Origin of the sequence: Streptomyces guryensis, assembly GCF_021261325.1 — a bacterium.
Taxonomy (GTDB): domain Bacteria; phylum Actinomycetota; class Actinomycetes; order Streptomycetales; family Streptomycetaceae; genus Streptomyces; species Streptomyces guryensis.
This window is the reverse complement of record NZ_JAJSBI010000020.1, coordinates 22,868-40,465: the sequence shown is the minus strand read 5'-3', so window position 1 is coordinate 40,465 and position 17,598 is coordinate 22,868. Positions and strand designations below refer to the sequence as shown.

Annotated in this window: 19 protein-coding genes; 10 read left to right on the top strand and 9 right to left on the bottom strand. The window is 71.6% G+C overall.

The window, feature by feature from the left end:
- Nucleotides 1-141 precede the first annotated feature (141 nt).
- The 6 genes from LJ657_RS32285 to LJ657_RS32260 all read left to right on the top strand — a co-directional run bounded on the left by LJ657_RS32285 (nucleotide 142) and on the right by LJ657_RS32260 (nucleotide 5,862).
- Nucleotides 142-1,119, top strand: a complete 978-nt coding sequence (locus LJ657_RS32285) for a ketoacyl-ACP synthase III (protein WP_232652439.1) — start codon at nucleotides 142-144, stop codon at nucleotides 1,117-1,119.
- A 48-nt stretch (nucleotides 1,120-1,167) separates the two neighbouring features.
- Nucleotides 1,168-1,842, top strand: coding sequence for an HAD-IA family hydrolase (locus LJ657_RS32280; protein ID WP_232652438.1), 675 nt, complete (start codon nucleotides 1,168-1,170; stop codon nucleotides 1,840-1,842).
- A 41-nt stretch (nucleotides 1,843-1,883) separates the two neighbouring features.
- Complete coding sequence (locus LJ657_RS32275) at nucleotides 1,884-2,906, top strand: AfsA-related hotdog domain-containing protein (RefSeq protein WP_232652437.1); 1,023 nt, start codon at nucleotides 1,884-1,886, stop codon at nucleotides 2,904-2,906.
- Nucleotides 2,896-3,927: a 3-oxoacyl-[acyl-carrier-protein] synthase III C-terminal domain-containing protein gene (locus LJ657_RS32270; RefSeq protein ID WP_232652436.1), complete on the top strand. Its 1,032-nt coding sequence runs from the start codon at nucleotides 2,896-2,898 to the stop codon at nucleotides 3,925-3,927. The genes LJ657_RS32275 and LJ657_RS32270 overlap by 11 nt, the downstream gene beginning before the upstream one ends.
- Nucleotides 3,924-4,730 (top strand): SDR family NAD(P)-dependent oxidoreductase, encoded by an 807-nt coding sequence (locus LJ657_RS32265; protein WP_232652435.1) that lies wholly within the window; start codon nucleotides 3,924-3,926, stop codon nucleotides 4,728-4,730. The genes LJ657_RS32270 and LJ657_RS32265 overlap by 4 nt, the downstream gene beginning before the upstream one ends.
- A gap of 358 nt (nucleotides 4,731-5,088) precedes the next feature.
- Nucleotides 5,089-5,862 carry an SDR family oxidoreductase gene (locus LJ657_RS32260; RefSeq protein ID WP_232652434.1) on the top strand — a complete coding sequence of 258 codons (774 nt, stop codon included), beginning with the start codon at nucleotides 5,089-5,091 and terminating at the stop codon, nucleotides 5,860-5,862.
- Between the two features lie 73 nt (nucleotides 5,863-5,935).
- Here LJ657_RS32260 and LJ657_RS32255 read toward each other — a convergent pair whose 3' ends face one another.
- Together LJ657_RS32255 and LJ657_RS32250 are read right to left on the bottom strand one after the other, a co-directional pair.
- On the bottom strand, nucleotides 5,936-6,397 hold the full coding sequence (locus LJ657_RS32255; protein WP_232652433.1) for a nuclear transport factor 2 family protein: 462 nt from the start codon (nucleotides 6,395-6,397) through the stop codon (nucleotides 5,936-5,938).
- A gap of 108 nt (nucleotides 6,398-6,505) precedes the next feature.
- Nucleotides 6,506-8,083 (bottom strand): MFS transporter, encoded by a 1,578-nt coding sequence (locus tag LJ657_RS32250; protein ID WP_232652432.1) that lies wholly within the window; start codon nucleotides 8,081-8,083, stop codon nucleotides 6,506-6,508.
- Nucleotides 8,084-8,351: 268 nt separating this feature from the next.
- Here LJ657_RS32250 and LJ657_RS32245 point away from each other — a divergent pair, with 268 nt between their 5' ends.
- A complete protein-coding gene (locus LJ657_RS32245; protein WP_232652431.1) occupies nucleotides 8,352-9,923 on the top strand; it encodes an FAD-dependent monooxygenase in 1,572 nt (523 codons plus the stop codon).
- Between the two features lie 236 nt (nucleotides 9,924-10,159).
- On the opposite strand, the gene LJ657_RS32240 is transcribed toward LJ657_RS32245, so the two are convergent.
- The 5 genes from LJ657_RS32240 to LJ657_RS32220 all read right to left on the bottom strand — a co-directional run bounded on the left by LJ657_RS32240 (nucleotide 10,160) and on the right by LJ657_RS32220 (nucleotide 14,051).
- Nucleotides 10,160-10,831: a response regulator gene (locus LJ657_RS32240; RefSeq protein ID WP_232652430.1), complete on the bottom strand. Its 672-nt coding sequence runs from the start codon at nucleotides 10,829-10,831 to the stop codon at nucleotides 10,160-10,162.
- Entirely contained in the window at nucleotides 10,824-11,441 is a 618-nt protein-coding gene (locus tag LJ657_RS32235; RefSeq protein ID WP_232652429.1) for a sensor histidine kinase, read from the bottom strand. Before LJ657_RS32235 ends, LJ657_RS32240 begins: the two co-directional genes overlap by 8 nt.
- Before the next feature lie 198 nt (nucleotides 11,442-11,639).
- A complete protein-coding gene (locus LJ657_RS32230) occupies nucleotides 11,640-12,230 on the bottom strand; it encodes a TetR family transcriptional regulator (RefSeq protein WP_232652428.1) in 591 nt (196 codons plus the stop codon).
- 238 nt (nucleotides 12,231-12,468) lie between these two features.
- Nucleotides 12,469-13,428, bottom strand: coding sequence for an NAD-dependent epimerase/dehydratase family protein (locus LJ657_RS32225; protein ID WP_232652427.1), 960 nt, complete (start codon nucleotides 13,426-13,428; stop codon nucleotides 12,469-12,471).
- Nucleotides 13,425-14,051, bottom strand: coding sequence for a ScbR family autoregulator-binding transcription factor (locus LJ657_RS32220; RefSeq protein WP_232652426.1), 627 nt, complete (start codon nucleotides 14,049-14,051; stop codon nucleotides 13,425-13,427). The genes LJ657_RS32225 and LJ657_RS32220 overlap by 4 nt, the downstream gene beginning before the upstream one ends.
- A gap of 269 nt (nucleotides 14,052-14,320) precedes the next feature.
- Here LJ657_RS32220 and LJ657_RS32215 point away from each other — a divergent pair, with 269 nt between their 5' ends.
- Nucleotides 14,321-15,268, top strand: coding sequence for a ScbA/BarX family gamma-butyrolactone biosynthesis protein (locus LJ657_RS32215; protein ID WP_232652425.1), 948 nt, complete (start codon nucleotides 14,321-14,323; stop codon nucleotides 15,266-15,268).
- On the opposite strand, the gene LJ657_RS32210 is transcribed toward LJ657_RS32215, so the two are convergent.
- Both LJ657_RS32210 and LJ657_RS32205 read right to left on the bottom strand, forming a co-directional pair.
- Entirely contained in the window at nucleotides 15,240-15,968 is a 729-nt protein-coding gene (locus LJ657_RS32210) for a class I SAM-dependent methyltransferase (RefSeq protein ID WP_232652424.1), read from the bottom strand. The two genes, LJ657_RS32215 and LJ657_RS32210, sit on opposite strands and share 29 nt — an antisense overlap.
- 9 nt (nucleotides 15,969-15,977) lie before the next feature.
- Nucleotides 15,978-16,370, bottom strand: coding sequence for a hypothetical protein (locus LJ657_RS32205; protein ID WP_232652423.1), 393 nt, complete (start codon nucleotides 16,368-16,370; stop codon nucleotides 15,978-15,980).
- Between the two features lie 113 nt (nucleotides 16,371-16,483).
- Between LJ657_RS32205 and LJ657_RS32200 the strand changes: the two genes are divergently transcribed.
- Together LJ657_RS32200 and LJ657_RS32195 are read left to right on the top strand one after the other, a co-directional pair.
- Complete coding sequence (locus LJ657_RS32200; protein ID WP_232652422.1) at nucleotides 16,484-17,323, top strand: helix-turn-helix domain-containing protein; 840 nt, start codon at nucleotides 16,484-16,486, stop codon at nucleotides 17,321-17,323.
- Complete coding sequence (locus LJ657_RS32195) at nucleotides 17,307-17,513, top strand: DUF397 domain-containing protein (RefSeq protein ID WP_232652421.1); 207 nt, start codon at nucleotides 17,307-17,309, stop codon at nucleotides 17,511-17,513. The genes LJ657_RS32200 and LJ657_RS32195 overlap by 17 nt, the downstream gene beginning before the upstream one ends.
- Nucleotides 17,514-17,598 lie beyond the last annotated feature (85 nt).

Here is a 17,598-nt window from a genome sequence, read left to right as displayed (position 1 = left end):
CGCAACCGCCCTCCAAGGGGCGCGGGGCTGTGACATCAGCGGCCTCGCCGCGGGGCGCGACAAGCCACATCGAACCCGCACCAACCCCACAACATCCCGTGGCACCCCCTGAAACCACCCACCACACGAGGAGCCAGCAAAATGCACCGCCGCGCAGAAGCCCGCACCTGGACCAACTCCACCCTCAAGTTCACCGGCCTCGGCCACTACTACCCCCGAACCCACCGCACCCACGACGGCGAAGTCACCCTCGACGGCCGCACCTACCCCCCAAAGACCGCGCAGGAACTCGGCGTCCGCGCCCTCCACGTCGCCGACGAGGACGAGACCGTGGAGTTCATGGCGGTCCAGGCCGCGAACTCCGCACTGACCAACGCCGACCGCGACCCCGGCGACCTCGACCTCGTCGTCCTCGCCAACTGGACCGACCGCCAGTGGATACCGGAGATAGCCCCCGGCGTAGCCGCGGCCCTCGGCGCGCACGGCGCCCTCGCCTTCGACGTCTGCGGCGCCTGCACCGGCTTCGTACACGGCGTCCAGACCGCCGCCTCGATGCTCACCGCCCACCCCGGCTGGAAGCGCGCCATCGTGGTGGCGGCAGACCGCTTCACCCGCCGCGCCCGCCCCGGCACCCGCGGCCAACTGGTCTTCGGGGACGCGGCCGGCGCGGTGGTTCTGGAGAAGGGCGACCCGGACGACCCGAGCGGTCTGATCGACTCGGTCCTGGACTGCGACGCCGCCGAGGCCGACACCGTCGCCGCCCGCGCCCCCGAGGGCTTCCTGCGCCCGAAGCCGGAGCTCATCGACCTGGCGGTGCGCTCCAGCCTGAAGGTCGCCGACAACCTGCTCACCCGCAACGACCTCAAGACCTCCGACATCGACTGGCTCGTCCCGCACCCCGGCAACAACGCCATCCACGCCGGCGTACGCGACGGCCTCGACCTGGAGCCGGCCAGGTTCCTCACCAACTTCGCCGAGCGCGGCAACACGGGCTGTGCCTCGATCCCGATCGCCCTGTCCGAGTACGCCGAGAAGGGCGTCGTCAGGAGCGGCGACCTGGTGCTGTCCACGGCGGTCGGCTCCGGCTGGTACTACGGCGGGCTCCTGTACCGCATGTGACCCGGACCCGCCCTCTGCCGCCCACCCCACTCACCTCAAGGACCCTTCATGAGCCTCACCGACCCCACCCCCGCCTCCTCCCCCCTGGCCGTATGGACCGACTTCGGCGGTGTGCTCACCCCGCCGGTCGGCGTCACCTTCAACGAGTTCGCGGACCGCGTCGGCGTCCCGCTGTGGGCACTGAAGGAGTCGATGCGCCTGGTCGGGGAGAAGTACGGCACCGACTCGATGGGCGCCATCGACATCCCGCTGATCGACGAGGCGACCTGGTCCGACGAACTGGAGGACGTCCTCGGCGGCACCTTCGGGATCGTCGCCGACCTGCAGCACTTCGGCGACCGCTGGTTCGCCGGTCGCCCCGCCAACCAGGCCTGGGCGGCGCATCTGGAGACGTTCCGGGCCCGGGGCGCGTTCGTCGGACTGCTCTCCAACCTGCCGCCGTCGTGGGACCGCCACCGCCGTTTCATGATCGACGACTCGCACTTCGACGACATCGTCCTCTCGCACGCCGTGGGCAGCCGCAAGCCCGAGCCCGCGATCTTCGAACTGGCCGCGAAGCGGGCCGGGCTCGAACCGCACCAGTGCGTGCTCGTGGACGACCTGGAGAAGAACGTGGCGGGTGCGATCGCCGTCGGCTGGCAGGCCGTGCACTTCCACGACGCCGACCAGGCCGCCCACCAGGTCTCCCGCCTCCTCGACACGGCCGCCCCGGTCGCCGTCTGAGCCCCGCCACCCGTCCCCGACGCACCGCACAGGAGCCCGTCATGTCCGTACTGAGCCAGGTCGAGCCGGTCCAGGCCGCCGAAGCGGCCCAGATCCTGTCCACCCAGCGCACGCTGTCCCGCCGGCTGGTGCACCGTTCGGCGATCTCCGAGGTGTTCCTCACCGACTTCCAGTCCGTCGACGAGAACACCTTCCGGGCGGCGGCCCAACTCCCGCCGCGCCACTTCTACTACGGCGACCACACCGCCCGGCCGGCGATGCACGACCCGCTCGCGGTGTTCGAGAGCGTGCGCCAGATGCTGCTGTGCGCGATGCACCTGCAGCACGACGCGGGCCACGACACCAAGTCCATCACCGCGACCGCCTCCCTGGAGATCACCGACCCCGGCCCGCTCAGGGACCGCGGCGCGCTGGACCTGCTCCTGCTCGGCAGCGTGAAACTCGCCAGGAACTACCAGGACGCCATCTCCCGCGTGGTGCACAAGGTGCGGGTCATGGCCGGCGGGCGTCAGGTGGGCGTCGTCACCGTCGACACCGCGCAGCGCCCCGACGCCGTGTACGAGAAGCTGCGCATGAGCCATCGCGCCACACCGCCGCCGATGTCCAGTGCCATGCCCGTACGCACCGACGGCGCCGCCCCGCCGCCCCGTCTGGTGGGCCGCGAGCAGGCGGAGAACGTGGTCCTGGAGAACGCCGACGTCACGGACGGCGCCGTAAGCGCGCGACTGCGGGTGCCGACCGCGCATCCCAGCATGTTCGAGCACGCCCAGGACCATGTGCCGGGACCGGTGATGATGGAGGCCGCCCGGCAGGCCGCGCTGCTGCTCGCCGCCGACGGGCAGGGCCCGTCCCCGGCCGGGTGCTACCCGCAGTACATGGACGCCGAGTACCTGCGCTTCGCGGAGCTGGACAGCGACATCACCGTCGTCACCCGGCGCGTGCCCGACCCGGTGGCCGGCGGCCTGCGGACCGAGACCGCCTTCGTCCAGCAGGACGAGACCGTCGCCCGGATGCGGGTCCGGCTGGCAGCGGCCGACACCACCGGAGCCGGTCATGCGGTTTGACGCACCCGTCCATCTGAACGCCCCCGTCCACGTCCTCGGCGAGCACGCCCAGCCGGTGTCGGACGCGGTCGCCGGCCTGCTGATCGACCAGGAGAACGCCGAGCGGTACGCCTATACGGCACTGCGTACCAGCACCCTCGCGCCGGTCCGGCTCGCCGCGCTCGCCGCCGCCAGGTCCCTTGAGTCGTCCGGTGTTCCACCTGAACGGATCGGCCAACTGCTGCACGCGTGGACGTACCACCAGGGCCACGAGTTCTGGTCCCCGGCCCACTACCTCGCCCGGCAGGTCGGCGCGGTGGCCGCGGAGCCCGTCGGCATCCAGCAGATGTGCAACGGCGGGTCGGCCGCGATCGTGCAGGCCGCCTGCCGGCTGCTCGCCGCCCCCGCGGCCGGCCCCGCCCTGGTGACCACCGCCGACTGTTTCCCGCAGCCCGGCTTCGACCGCTGGGGCGGCGACTACGGGGTCTGCTACGGCGACGGCGCCACCTCGGTCCTGGTCGACCGGGCCCCGCACGGCCGCTCCGTGCGCCTGCTGTCGGCGACGACCGTGGCGGCCCCGGTCCTGGAGGGCATGCACCGCGGCGACGCACCCTTCAGCCCGGCCCCCACCAGCGGCTCCAAGACGCTGCTGCCGAAGCTCGCCAAGAAGGAGTTCCTCACGGCCAACCCGACGCTGCCGTTCGGCCCCATCGCGCACGACGCGGTCACCTCCGTCGTGGCGCGGGCCCTGCGCGACGCCGGGGTCACCGCGGACGACGAGCGGCTGCGCGCGGCAGCGCTGCCCCGGCTCGCCCGGCACGTCATGGCCGAGGCGTACGAGCCCGCGTTCCGCGAGGTGTGCGCCGCACCGATCGTCCAACTGGGCGCGGACACCGGCCACTTGGGGGCCGGCGACACCGTCGCCAACCTGTCCGACCTGCTCGACCGGGACGACGTACGCCCCGGAGACCTGCTCGTCCTGCTCAGTGCCGGCGCCGGGTTCACCTGGTCCGCCGCGATCGTGGAGGTGAACCGCCCGTGACGAACCCGACCGCCCCCGTCGAGGTGCCGACGGCCCCCGCCGAGGATCCGACCGCGCTGTTCCGGCTGGACGGCCGGGTGGCCGTGGTCACCGGCGCCTCCAGCGGCATCGGCGCGCATGTGGCCCGGCTGCTCACCGCGGCGGGCGCCAGGGTGGCCCTGGCCGCGCGCCGCGAGGGCCCGTTGAAGGAGCTCGCCGCCGAGCTGCCCGGCTCGCTCGCCGTGCCGTGCGACGTGACCTCGGCCGACGACCGCGAGCGCCTGGTGCGCACGGTCACCGGGGAACTCGGCCCGATCGACATCCTGGTCAACAACGCGGGGCTGTCCGAGACCGTGCCCGCGGAGACGCAGACCGTGGAGAGCTTCAGCTCCATCGTGGCGCTGAACCTGACGGCGGTGTTCGCGCTGAGCCAGGCGGTCGGCGTGGGCATGCTGGAGCGCGGCCGGGGCTCCGTCGTCAACATCGCCTCCATCTACGGGCTGGTGGCCAGCGGCAGCCTTCCGCAGGCCGCGTACACCGCCTCGAAGGGCGGGGTGGTGAACCTGACCCGGGAGCTGGCCGCCGAGTGGAGCGCGCGGGGCGTCCGCGTCAACGCGGTGTGCCCGGGCTGGTTCTGGTCGGAGATGACCGAGTCGATGCTCGGCAGCGACAAGGGGCGGGCCTGGGTGGAGCGCCGGACCCCGATGCGCCGGGCCGGCCGGCTCAGCGAACTGAACGGGGTGCTGCTGCTGCTCGCCTCGGACGCCGGCTCGTATGTCACCGGAGCGGCCGTGCCCGTGGACGGGGGCTATCTGGCCCTGTGACCTCAGCGCCACGACAGACCGGCCGCACCCCGTGCCGCTTCGGAGGCACAGAGCCCCTCCTCGAAGAGGGAATGGCCAGGTCAGCGCATGTATTCATAGCATCGGCAGAGCGCGGGGAGGGGAGGCGTCAAGACCCGGGACCCGGTTCTGCTCATCAGGACCCGGCACCCGGTTCTGCTTCCGGAAACGCGCCACCGCCCGTCCATCCCCCGCCCGGGCGGCCGCGGCCGGCCGCCTCCCTCCCCGCGCCTCACGACGACGACCGCCGGCCACTGCCGCGCGGTCGTCGCCCGTCTGTTCGCAACCCATGTCACCACCCAAGTCACCACCCACGTCGCAGTCCCTGGAGGGCACCATCGTGAGCACAGCTGTCTCCCCCACTCGTTTCCGAGGCCGGGTCGCCCTGGTCACCGGGGCGAGCCGGGGCATCGGGTACGCCGTCGCCGAGCGCCTGGTCGCCGAGGGCGCCCGAGTCTGCGTCACCGCCCGCTCGGCCGGACCGCTGGCGGAGGCCGTCGAGCGCCTCGGCGGTCCCCGCCACGCCGTGGCCGTGGCCGGCAAGGCGGACGACGACGCCCACCGGGCCGAGGCCGTCGAGCGGACGCTGGCGGCCTTCGGGCGGCTGGACGTCCTGGTCAACAACACGGGCATCAACCCGGTGTTCGGCCCGGTCCTCGATCTGACGGAGTCCGCCTGGCGCAAGGTGTTCGACGTCAATGTGCTGGCGGCGCTGGGCTGGCTGCGCCGCGCCCGCGAGGCGTGGATGGGCGAGCACGGCGGCAGCGTGGTGAACATGACGGCCGTGGCCGGGCTGAAGCCCGCGACCGGGATCGGCGTCTACGGCGCCAGCAAGGCCGCGCTGATCCACCTCACCGAGCAGCTGGGCCAGGAGCTCGGCCCGCACATCCGTGTCAACTCGGTGGCTCCCGCCGTGGTGAAGACCCGCTTCGCGTCGAAGCTCTACGAGGACCGCGAGCAGCAGCTCACCGCGGAGTACGCGCTACGACGCCTCGGCACCCCCGAGGACATCGCGGCGGCGGTCGCGTACCTGGCCTCGGACGACGCCTCCTGGGTGACCGGCCAGACCCTGGTCGTCGACGGCGGACTGACCACGGTGGGCGGCGGCATCTGAACCGGTCCTGCGTGCATACGCCTTCGGGCCCTTCCCACCTGGGGAAGGGCCCGAAGTCGTATGCGAGCGGGGGTCAGATCCCGCGGCGGGAGCCGTCCTGGTTGATCGGGGACCACCACAGGGCCGAGGTCGAGCCGCCGTCGCCGAGGATGACCCCGCGGCCCTCCACGATGCGGCCGTCCCGCCAGCGCAGGAAGTGCAGCGCCGTCACGTCGAGCAGGTCGTACGGCGAGGTGCTGTCCGAGGGCGCTCCCGCCCGCAGCGCCCGGTTGGTGTTGACGTCGACCGAGTACCCGTCCTCGGCGTTGACCATGATGGTCACGTTCTCGGCGGTGTAGGTGCCCCCGGACAGCTCGCCCACGGTCTTGAGGAACCCGAGGAAGCTGTCCAGCCCCTCGTGCCGGCCGGCGTGCGCGTGGTTGCCGGGTATCTCGAAGGTGACGTCCTCGTCCCAGTACTCCAGCATGGCCCGGCGGTCTCCGGACGCCAGGGCCCCGAAGGCCTCACGGACTCGTTCGACGGTCAGCTCGCTCATGATGTTCTCCCTCGTTCGTCTTTCTGCGGGTGTGTCAGATGTGTGGGGACAGGCGGTTGCCGGGGCGGCCGGCTGTCCCGGCAACCGCCCCGGCAACCTGTCGGTGCGTCAGGCCGCGACCTTGTCCGGCTCGGCCTGCGGCGCGGCCTCGGCCACGGGTGCCGCCGTCTGACGGGACTTGGCGCCGACGGCCGCGACGAGCACGGTCGCGACGGCGCAGAAACCCGCCATGATCCACAGCGCGGTGTGCAGACCGCCGGTGTAGGCCGACGTGGCGATCTGGTGGAAGGCGGTGCGAGCGCTCGCCGGCACGGTGGACTCCGGCCCGGACAGCTGCCCCTGGTTCAGCGCGTTGGCCAGCTCGCCCGGCTTACCGCCGTACGGGCCGCCGAAGGCGTCGAGCTTGTTGCCGAGTTCCACCCGGGTGAAGTTGACGAGCAGTGAGCCGACCACGGCGATGCCGGTGGCCTCGCCCGCCAGCCGCATGGTGTTGAACATGCCGGCGGCCATCCCCGCCCGCTCCGGCTCGACGCTGGAGACGGCCGCGCCGTCCATCACGCCGAAGGAGACGCCGATCCCGATGCCGATCACCGCGTACGGACCCAGCGCGGCCCAGTTGCCGATGCCGGGGTGCACCACCGTCAGCCACGCCGTGCCGATCGCGGTCAGGCCCACCGAGGCGGTGACCATGTGCCGTACCGGGATCCAGCGCAGCAGGTATCCGGTGATCAGCGGGAAGAAGATGGTCGGCACGGTGAGCATCAGCATGTCGACGCCGGCGTGCATCGTGGTCTGGCCGTTGACGGCGGTGAGGTAGCTGGGCAGGTAGACCAGCAGCGGGGTGAAGGCCAGGACCAGGGCCACCACGCCGACGCACAGCGACACGAACTGCGGCTGCCGGAACAGGCCCAGGTCGAACATCGGCCGCTCCTGCCGCTTCTCCACCACGACGAACAGGGTGAAGAGCACGGCGCAGGCGACGTACATGGCCACGTTGAAGGCGGAGGTCCAGCCGAGCGCGGAGCCCTCGATCAGGGCGGCGATCAGCGCGGTCAGCGCCCCGCTGAAGGTGATGGTGCCGGCCCAGTCGACGCGGCCCGCCTGCGGGTCGCGGGACTCCGGCAGCCGGGTCGCGAGGACGAGCACCAGCGCGCCCGCGATCGCCGGGACCAGGAAGACGGACCGCCAGCCGAAGTTGGTGGACAGGGTGCCGGCGATGAACGGCCCGAAGGCCATGCCCACGCCCACGGTGGTGCCGAAGACGCCGAACGCCTTCGCCCGCGCGGGCCCGTCGAAGACCTGGGCGAGCGTGGCGCTGCCGGACGTCAGCACGGCGGCCGCGCCGACACCGGCGACGACCCGCGAGGCGTCCAGCAGCGCGATGTTGCCGGCCAGCGCGGAGACCAGCGAGCAGAGCGTGAAGACGGCGGTGCCCAGGACGAAGACCTTGCGGCGTCCGAACCGGTCGGCGAACGCGCCGGAGGCGAGCATGAAGCCCGCGAAGGTCAGGTCGTAGCCGTTCACGATCCACTCGTCGGCGGCCAGGCTGCTGTGGAAGTCGGCGGCGACACCGGGTATGGCCACGGACGCGCCGGTCAGCGAGATCGGCAGCAACAGCGATGCGAGCACGACGGTGACGAGACTTACGACGGGATTGCGGGACGTGTTCGGGGACGGATCCCTCATGATTCTCTTCCTCCAGGAAAACTGCCGGTGTCCATGGCAATTCCACGCTAGGGAACGGGAACCGGGTCCGTATATTCCCCTTGTGGTCCGGTGCGTGTTTCCTTAGAGGCACGCCTGAGCGTCCGCCCAGGTCAGAGTGTTACTTTCGTTTCCTGACGGAGGCACGTTCGGACAATATCCGCACTTTATCCGGCACGGCAGAGCTAGCGTCCGGAATTGCCCGCGCCCATCGGCCGGTGCGAGTATCCGAAATGCTGGGAGAGCGCACATGTCCAAGGTCAACCCCGTGCTGGTGGTCGGCGCCGGGCCCATCGGCCTGGTGATCGCCTGTGAACTGCTCGGTCAGGGCGTCCCCGTCCGGATCGTCGACGCCGAACGCGACCACTCGGCCCACTCCCGGGCCACCACCGTCTGGCCACGCCCGCTCGAACTCCTGCGCAGGATCGGCGTCGCGGACCGCCTGGTCGACAGCGGGCACCGCATCCAGGGCGTGGCGTACTACTCGGACCGCCGTCATCTCGCGACGGCCTGGCTGAACCGCCTGGAGGACACCCCGTACCCCTTCGCCGTCGGCCTGCCCCAGGACCGCACCGAGGAACTGCTGGAGCAGCGCCTGTCGGAGCTCGGCGGCAAGGTCGAGCGCGGGGTGCGGCTTGAGACGCTGGACGCCACCGGGCCGTGCGCCCGGGCACTGCTCGCCCTGCCCGGCGGCCTCACGGAGGAGGTCGAGGCGGACTGGGTCGTCGGCGCCGACGGCGCGCACAGCACGGTGCGCAAGGAGCTGGGCCTCGGCTTCGAGGGGTCCAAACTGCCGATCAACTTCGCCATCACCGACGCCGAGCTGTCCGGAGAGATACCGGCGGACCTGGTGAGCTACTGCTACACGGCACAGGGCGGCCTCGGGCTCGCCCCGGTCTCCCCCGGCGTCCACCGCATCGCCGTCGCGGTGCCGCCCGAGATGGCCGGCACCACGCCCACCCGCGCGTTCTTCCAGCAGGTGGTGTCCGACCGCGCGCCCGGTGGCGTCGCTGTGGGGGAGCTGCGGTTCAGCACGGTCTTCCAGGTCCACGTCCGCAGCGCGCCGAGCTTCCGCCGCGGCCGGGCCTTCCTCGCGGGCGACGCCGCCCACCTCATGAGTCCCGCGGGCGGGCAGGGCATGAACACGGGCCTGCTGGACGCCGCGAACCTGGGCTGGAAGCTGGCGGGCGTCCTGCGCGGCACCCTCGACGAGGCGATTCTCGACAGTTACGACGCCGAGCGGCGCCCAGCGGTGCACACGGTGACCCGGTCCACCTCCCTGCAGACCCGCTGGGGAGCGCTGACCAGGCCCGCCCAACTCGCGCTGCGGGACACGGCGGTACGGGCCGCGGGCCGCACCGGTGTCCTGCAGCGGACCCTGGCGCCGGCCATCGGCCAGCTCACGTCGGGCTACCGCGGCCCGACCGCACGGAGGATCTCCCTCGGAGGGCCGAAGGCCGTCCCCGGGGACCGGCTGCCCCTCCTGCTCGGCGAGGAACCGGTCCGCACCGGGGCGCCCTGGACCCGGATCACCGGCCGCTCGTACGCCGTACTGCTGCACGCCGGCCGCACCAGGCCGGCCGACTGGCGCAGGACCTGCGCGGCGATCGGCGCGGCCGTCGGCGACGAGGCCGAGGTGGTCGAGGCCCCCAGCCGCCCTCAGGGCCCGCTGGCCACGGCACTCGGCCGCCACCCGGTCGCGGCGATCGTCCGCCCCGACGGCCACCTCCACACCGTCCTGACCGACCCGACCCCCACCACGGTCCGAACCACCCTCGCCCAAGCCCGCCAGGCACCCCTGCCCACCACCGGCCCCGCCTGACCCGCACCACCCCGAAGCGCCGCCGGCTCGCCACCCGACGACCCCTCACATCGCCCACGCCCCCGGGCCGTGGCCCGGCCCCGCCGGCACCCTCACGCCGCACAGGTCGACAGCGACACGCAAACGGCCCTTGCCGGCAACGGGCAAGGGCCGCACGGGACTTCGCCCCACCGGCGGACACCGACGGCCCCCGCCTCACAACCGGCAGGGGCCGCAGCACGCAGTGTGTCGAAGAGTCACCCGGCCATCGGCAGGGAGTGTTTGCTGTGCGGACGGATGAGCTGGAGTGCGGCCGCCTTGTTCACAGCGTCGAGCCGGGAGACCGCGTCGAGCTTGTCGAAGATCTTCCTCAGATGGCGCTTGACGGTGCCCTCGGTGATACCGAGGCGGGCGCCGATCTGCCGGTTGCTCAGAGCCTCGGCGACCAGGGTGAGCACCTCCGTCTCACGTTCGGAGATCACGGCGGCCCGCCGGTCGGCTCCTTCGGCGGCGGCGAGCGGCGGCATCGACACCGTGACCACGGTGCGCCCGCTGCCGGGCCGCTCCCGGATGGCCGCGAGCAGGGACTGGCGGCTGGCGCTCTTGTGGAGATAACCGCGCACCCCGAGCGCGAGCAGCCGGCGGACGAGCGCCGGATGGTCGTCCATGCTCAGGACGATGATCCGCAGCCCCGGCCGGCGCTCCAGAAGCCGGCGCACGGTGGCTCCCGGGTCCTCGTTGTACGGCATCTGCACGTCGATCAGGGCGACGTCGGGCCGCAGCTCCGCGGCGGCCCGCACGGCCGCGCGGGCGTCGCCGACCTCCGCGACCACCTCGATGTCGGGCTCGCTCTGCAGGAGTTCGACCATCGCCTCGCGCAGGAGGGTGTGATCGTCGGCCACGAGTATGCGGGTCGGGGTGTCAGACATGGCGGGTGTTCCTCTCCTTGACCGGAACCCAGAGCGTGATCCGGGTGCCGCGCCTGGGTGCGCTGGTGACCGTGGTGACACCGCCGGCTGCCTGGATCCGCTCCTGCATGCCGAGCAGTCCGTTGGTCGAACCGTGTTCGGCGGCCCTGGCGGGGTCGAAGCCGTCCCCGTCGTCGGCCACCGAGGCGTGCAGTTCTTCGGCGTCCCAGGTGATGTGGACGGCGACGTGCCGTGCGTGCGCGTGGGCCACGGCGTTGCGCATCGCCTCGCGGACCGCGAGGAACACGGCGTCCGCGACGGCGGCCGGCAGCAGCCCGTCCACGCCGTCGACCCGCAGGTCCACGATCGGCTCGCTGATCTCCATGGCCTGCACGAAGCCGCGCAGTGCGTCCTCGATCGAGAAGGGAGTGACCGCCGGCGGCGAGTCCCGCAGCGCCGAGGTCACCTGACGGGTCGCGCACAGCACGTCCACCACGGCCGCCCGTACCTGCTGCAGACGGGCGGCGGCGTCCGGGTCGGACCCCGCCGCCGTGGTCTCCAGCATGTCCAGACGGCGCAGTGCCAGCGCCAGTCCGCTGCCGATCCGGTCGTGCACTTCTCGTGCGAGCATCCTGCAGACATCCGTCTGCGCCGACTGCGCTGTCGCTGCTGTCTCTGTATCCCTCACCGGGTCCTCGCTCTCCCCCGTACGGTCTCCTGGCCGAGTAGGCCCTACACCAGAAGAATATAGAGAGCTCTCTTTTTTTCCAGCCCGATCGAGCCCGATCGAGTACACAGATGGCAAAGAAAAAAGAGTGCTCTCTTTGCTTTAGGGGGCGGTCGCGGCGATGCCGTGACACACGAAGGGCCACAGGCGCGACATGGCGCCCGCCGCACCCCTGAACCGCTCCTGCCCCGGCGCGGTGCGCGGATGCACCTCGACAGCGGTGAGCAGGTACATCACCAGCCCCGCCACCGCGGACGGCCGGACACCGTGCCGCAACTCCCCCGCCGCTTCCGCCTCGTCCAGCAACTGGGACAACATCGGCATCCAGGAGGAGTGCCAGGCCGGGACGATGTCCGGCCGCTCCCGCGCCAGCAGCGAGGCGGCACGCACGACGACATCCTCGTCCAGGAGCCGGGCGAGCGCCTGCAGCAGAGCCCCGACGGCCCGCAGCGGGGACGTCTGCCCCGCGGCGGACGCGGTCTGCTTGCCGGCGACGGTCGCGGCGCGTTCGACCACGGCTTCGGCAAGTTCGCTCTTGCTGGCGAAATGGAAGGTCAGTGCCCCCATGGAGACCCGCGCGGACCTGCTGATCGCGACCAGGGTGGCCCCGTTGTAGCCCTTGTCGTCCACGACATCGGCCGCGGCCCTGATAAGAGCTTCGCGCGTGCGCTCCGCCCTGGCCTGCACTGCCATTCATCCTCCAAAGTTCCGAGGCCGACCGGCCGCCCCGCGGTCGGCGCCGCGGCCGGACCCGGACGTAAAGAAAAGAGATCTCTCTATATTATTCTGACAGTCGCCACTGCTTCGCAAGCAGGCGGAATGAGCCACTCCGCCATCGGCCGCACGACGCGGAACCAGAACCGAGAACAGGCCCCCCTGCCTCACCGAGGCAGGGGGGCCTGAGGGGGTCTCCCTTGCGCCCGGGTCCGCCCTAGGGGGCACCCAGTCGCTTGAGCGGGCCCGGACCCGGGTCGGTGGCCAGCAGTTCCCAGATGAGGTCGCTGCGGTAGTAGTGGTCCCGGCCCAGCAGCTCCAACTGCCGTTGCCCCCACTGCCCTTGCGTCTTCGCGAGCAGCGCGGTGCACCGCGCCCAGTCGGCGTGGCCGCGCGCGGGCTCGGCGAGACCGAGTTCGGCCAGGACCCGTCTGAGGCGACCGCTGGCCACCGGGACGGGATGAGCGGCGTGATGCACCCCCCGCACCGGCGTGCCCACGGTGACTGCGGCCGCGGCCAGCCGCGCCAGGTCGTCCACGTCCACGAGGGACAGCAGCCCCGCGCCACCGTCCCACTCGGGCGGAACGCGCCGGGTGAGTTCGGCGAAGGCCGGACCCACCCAGCGGTCCCCCTCGCCGAGCACCAGACCCGGCCGCAGCACGAGCGCACCGGCCGCCAGGGCCGGCCCTTCTGCGGCGAGGCGGCTGCGGCTGGCCTCGGACACGGGCTCCGCGTCGACCCCGTCGACGTCGATCCCGTGGTGCGGGCCGGCGCCGTAGACGGCGGCCGTGGAGAAGTGGACGATCCGGTCGACACCGGCCTCCCGGGCGGCCGCCATGACGGCGGTGGTTCCCTCCAGGTTCACCGACCATGCCTGCCTGGCATCGCCTCCGACGTAGGAGACGGCATGCACGACGGCGTCGACGCCCTTGAACGCGGCGCGCAGTGACGCCGCGTCAGTGACGTCGGCCCGGACCCGCTCCACCGTGCCGCCGCCCGCCGCTTCGGCACTCGCGCCGCGGGCCAGCGCACGCACCCGCAGCGGCCCGCCGCCGGGAGCCGTGCAGACGGCCAGCCGGCGCACCACCGCGGAGCCGATGAAGCCCGTGGAGCCGGTCACCGCGACGGTCCAGGGCCTCACCCCGCCGTCCGGGGCCGGTGCACCGTCCGAGGTCACTGCGCCGCCTCCGGTCCCCGCATCCCGAAGTCGAGCTTGCCGATCACCTCGGGCGTGGCGATCGCGGGCAGGAAGTACCGCCACAGTTCGACGATCCTCTCCCGGAGGTCCTCGTGGCCGGTGCTGATCCGGGACAGCAGCTGGGTTCCGCTGTAGGCGGCCACCAGCACGCGGGCGAACCCGGCGGGGTCCACGCCCTCGCGCAGCTCGCCGAGCGCGTCGGCGACGATCAGCTCCTCCTTGAACCGGGTGATCCACAGCTGGTAGGCGGTGTCGTCCTGGATGCCGAAGGCGCCCTGCTCGACGGCCAGCCGCACACCGGCCCGCAGCAGTACGTTGCTCCGCAGCTCCTGGGCCAGTTCGAGGGTGAGGTCGACGAGCCGCTGGAGTCCGCTGCGGCCGACCCGCTCCGGCAGGTCGGCGGCCTGTTCGGCCATGACGGCCTTGGCCACGCCCTCCTTGGAGCCGAAGTGGAAGTACAGGGCTCCCATGGTGGACCCGGCCCGCTTGATGATCTTCGTGGTGCTCGTGCCGGCATACCCCGCGAGGTCGAACTCCTCGGCGGCCGCCTTGATGAGAGCCGCCCTCGTCCGCACGGCACGCTCCTGCTGAGGCTGCGCCACTGGACCTCCTTGCTAAATAAACAGAGCACTCTCTTGGTTAGGACACGCACCAGGTTACGCACGGGCCTTCAAGGGTGTCCAGTGCACCGAACAGCCCCTCCACTCACACACGAAACCCCCTCGATCCGGAAGCCATTGCCCCACATGGCTTGATCGGTCCATGAGTGACCCTTTACCAGCCCTTGAGCCAAACAAACAGAGCACTCTTTATGTTTATGGGGTCGCGGCTGGCAGCCGCAGCGCTCACATACGTCTCAGGGGGATTCCGTATGTCCAGCACCGTGTCCAGCACCGTCCAGCACATCGACGCCACCGCCCCGACCTGGGTGCCGGTGACCCAGGAGCAGGTGCACAAGCTCACCGCCTCGGAAGTACTGCTGACTCAGTGGTGCCAGAACGGGAACGACGTCTTCACCGTCCATGCCGACTGGCCGCAGGACCACGCCTTCTACGGACCGCAGCACGGTCTGCACGACCCCATGCTGCTGGCCGAGTCGATCCGCCAGTGCATACCGCTGCTCAGCCACGCCGCCTACGACGCCCCGGCGGGCCACCGCCAGTCATGGAGCCACTTCAGCTTCGCGCTGACGCCCGCCGCACTGGCCACCACCGCCGGTGCGACCTCGGTCGAACTCCGCGTCAGCTGCCACGACGTGGTCCGCCGCATGGGCCGTCTCGCCTCCATGCTGATGAAGGTCGACGTGATCCGGGACGGGGTCCAGGTGGGCACGGCCCAGACCCGGTTCGCCAACACCGCCCCCGCGCTCTACCAGCGGCTGCGCGGCACCTACGCCGACCTCGACGCCTCGATCGCCCGCGCGCTGCCGCTGCCCCCGCCGGCCGCGCCCGCCCAGGTCGCCCGCAAGGACTTCGCCGACGTCGTCCTCTCACCGACCGACTCACCGCGCCGCCACCAGATGCGCGTCGACCTCAACCACCCCGTGCTCTTCGACCACCCCGTCGACCACGCCCCCGGCATGCTGCTCCTCGAAGCGGCACGCCAGGCCAGCCACACGGCGGCGCAGCCGCCGGCCGCGATGCTCTCCATGGATGTGGTCTTCGCCCGCTACGCCGAGCTCGACGCCCCCTGCTGGATCCACACCGACCCGTTCCCGACGGACCAGCCCGGTCAGCACCGGGTCCTGATCACCGCCGTACAGAACGACGTCTGTGTCTTCTCCAGCATCATCACGCTCCTGAGCCTCCCGCAGAACTGACCCTTCCCGGCCCGACGCGCGCCCCGCGGACCACACCGGTCCCCGGGGCGCGCGCCACCAGCGTGTACCGCCAGAAGAGACGGCGGCGCAGGCGGGCACCGGGGAGAACGCGGCGCGCTTCCCGCACGATCTCGGCGTACGTGACGTCCGCGGGCCGCGTCACGGCCGTCATGGAGGCGGGCCGGGGCGCCGTACGGCCGCGGTGCTTCACCCACCCGGTGGCGGCGTTGAGCGGAATCGACGCGTACCCCAGCAGTTGACCGACGAACGTCTCGTCCCGGGCGAGCCCGACGATCAACAGCCTGCCGCCGGGCGCGAGTTGCTGCCACAAGCGCGTGAGCGTCCCGGCGAGCGGCAGGTGATGAAGCACGGCGACACAGGTGATGACGTCGTACGACCCCGGAGGCAGCCCGTCCGGCGCGTCGGCGACGGAGTAGGTGACGTGGGCGTACCCATCGCCGGTCAGCTCCCTTGCCTTCGCCACGATCCCCGGATCCGAGTCGACCCCGTGCACCTCCTTCGCCCGCCCCGCCAGCAGCCGCACCAGGTCACCGGTGCCGCAGCCCACGTCGAGCGCACGGCCGAAGCTGCGGGGCAGCTGCCGTAGCAACCACGGATGGTAGTGGGCGTTGTGGTCCCAGGGGTGGGCGGAGTTGAAGCGTTCCAGGGCTCGCAGGACTCTGGGCGTGAGAATCTTCATGAGGGCAGTTCAGCAGGGCAGGCGGCCTTCTTGGTTGGCTTTGCGGACTCGCGCCCGCAGCACCTCCTCCGGCGGCGCGGCCCCCACCGCCTCCGGCGGGCACTCCCACTCCCGTCCGCCGGCGACCGGCCGCAGCTGCACCCGCCCGCCGGCATGCCCCATGACCTCGCCGACCCGCCCGTCCCGCCCATCGGTTGCGTACGCACCGACCGCAGGCCGCTCCCCACGCAGCACGGACGCCAGCTTCTCCGCCGTACGGACATTGCAGCGGCCGAGGTCGACCAGGGCGAACGGCTCCTCGCTCGCCCCGGTCACAGGATCGACGCACAGGGACGGCAGGGCCACCCCGACGCCTGTCAGGGCCTCCCGCAGGGTTTCGACGACTTCTTCGGTCGACCGCACGTCGCTCGCACCTCCACGCTGAGTTTGCTGTTCGCAACACAGCGTGGCCGCTAATTCCCTAGCCTGGCCATACGAGACATCCCAACACCTCTGATGTGAGACCGGGAGCCGCCATGGCAGTACCGAAGGACCTCGATCCGTCCTCGTCGCCGCGCGCGCTGCTCGGGGCGGAGTTGCGTCACGCCAGAGAGAAAGCCGGGTTGAGCCAGGACGAGTTGGGGGCGCGGCTGTTCGTGAGCGGCTCGTTCGTCGGGCAGTTGGAGTCGGCGACACGGCGGATGCTGCCGGAGATCGCTCGACTGCTGGACGAGGCGCTGGACACGGGCGACTTCTTCCGGCGGAACTGCGGGGCGGCGGCGAAGTCCCGCTATCCCGAGCACTTCGCGGAGGCGGCGGAGGCAGAAGCGATTGCTACGGCGATCCGGGAGTACGCGCCGATGCTGATCCCCGGACTTCTCCAGACACCCGCGTACGCACGGGCCGTGAACCGCGCCCACGACCCGACGGCACCCAAGGAAACCATCGACGGATGGGTGGACGGCCGGATGGCTCGGACTCGTCTACTCGACCACCCAACAAAACCCATGTTGTGGGTGGTGCTTGACGAGGCGGCACTGCGCCGGGAGACCGGCGGGCGGGAGGTGATGGCGGAGGCTCTGCGCCACGTCGCGGACCTGGCCCGTCGGAGCCGGGTCATCGTGCAGGTACTGCCGTTCAGTGCCGGAGCGCACACGGCGATGGGAGGCTCACTGAAGCTGATGGCCTTCGAGGACGCCCCTCCGCTGGTCTACTTCGAGGGGGCCCGCACCGGACGACTGGAGGACGACCCAGCCACCGTCGCCCACCTGCGGTTCACCTTCGAACTCCTCACGGCCTCCGCACTCTCGCCAGAGAAGTCCCTGGCTCTGATCGAGGCGTTGGCGCAGGATTACGCCCATGAGGAACATCCCTGACTACGACCTGAGCACGGCCACCTGGCACAAGTCCAGCTACAGCGCGGGCGGTGGCGACAACTGCCTCGAAGTCGCCGACGGACACCCCGCCATCGTCCCCGTCCGCGACTCCAAGAACCCCCACGGCCCGAAGCTCGTGTTCCGGGCGGAGCCCTGGTCCGCGTTCGTCGAAAACCTCAAGCACGGCTGACTCAGCAGCCCCCCGAAGCTCAAGCCCCGCGCTCCGAGCCCTCTTTTCAAGGAATGGTTGGAGGGCCTCAACCCACCCTCCCACC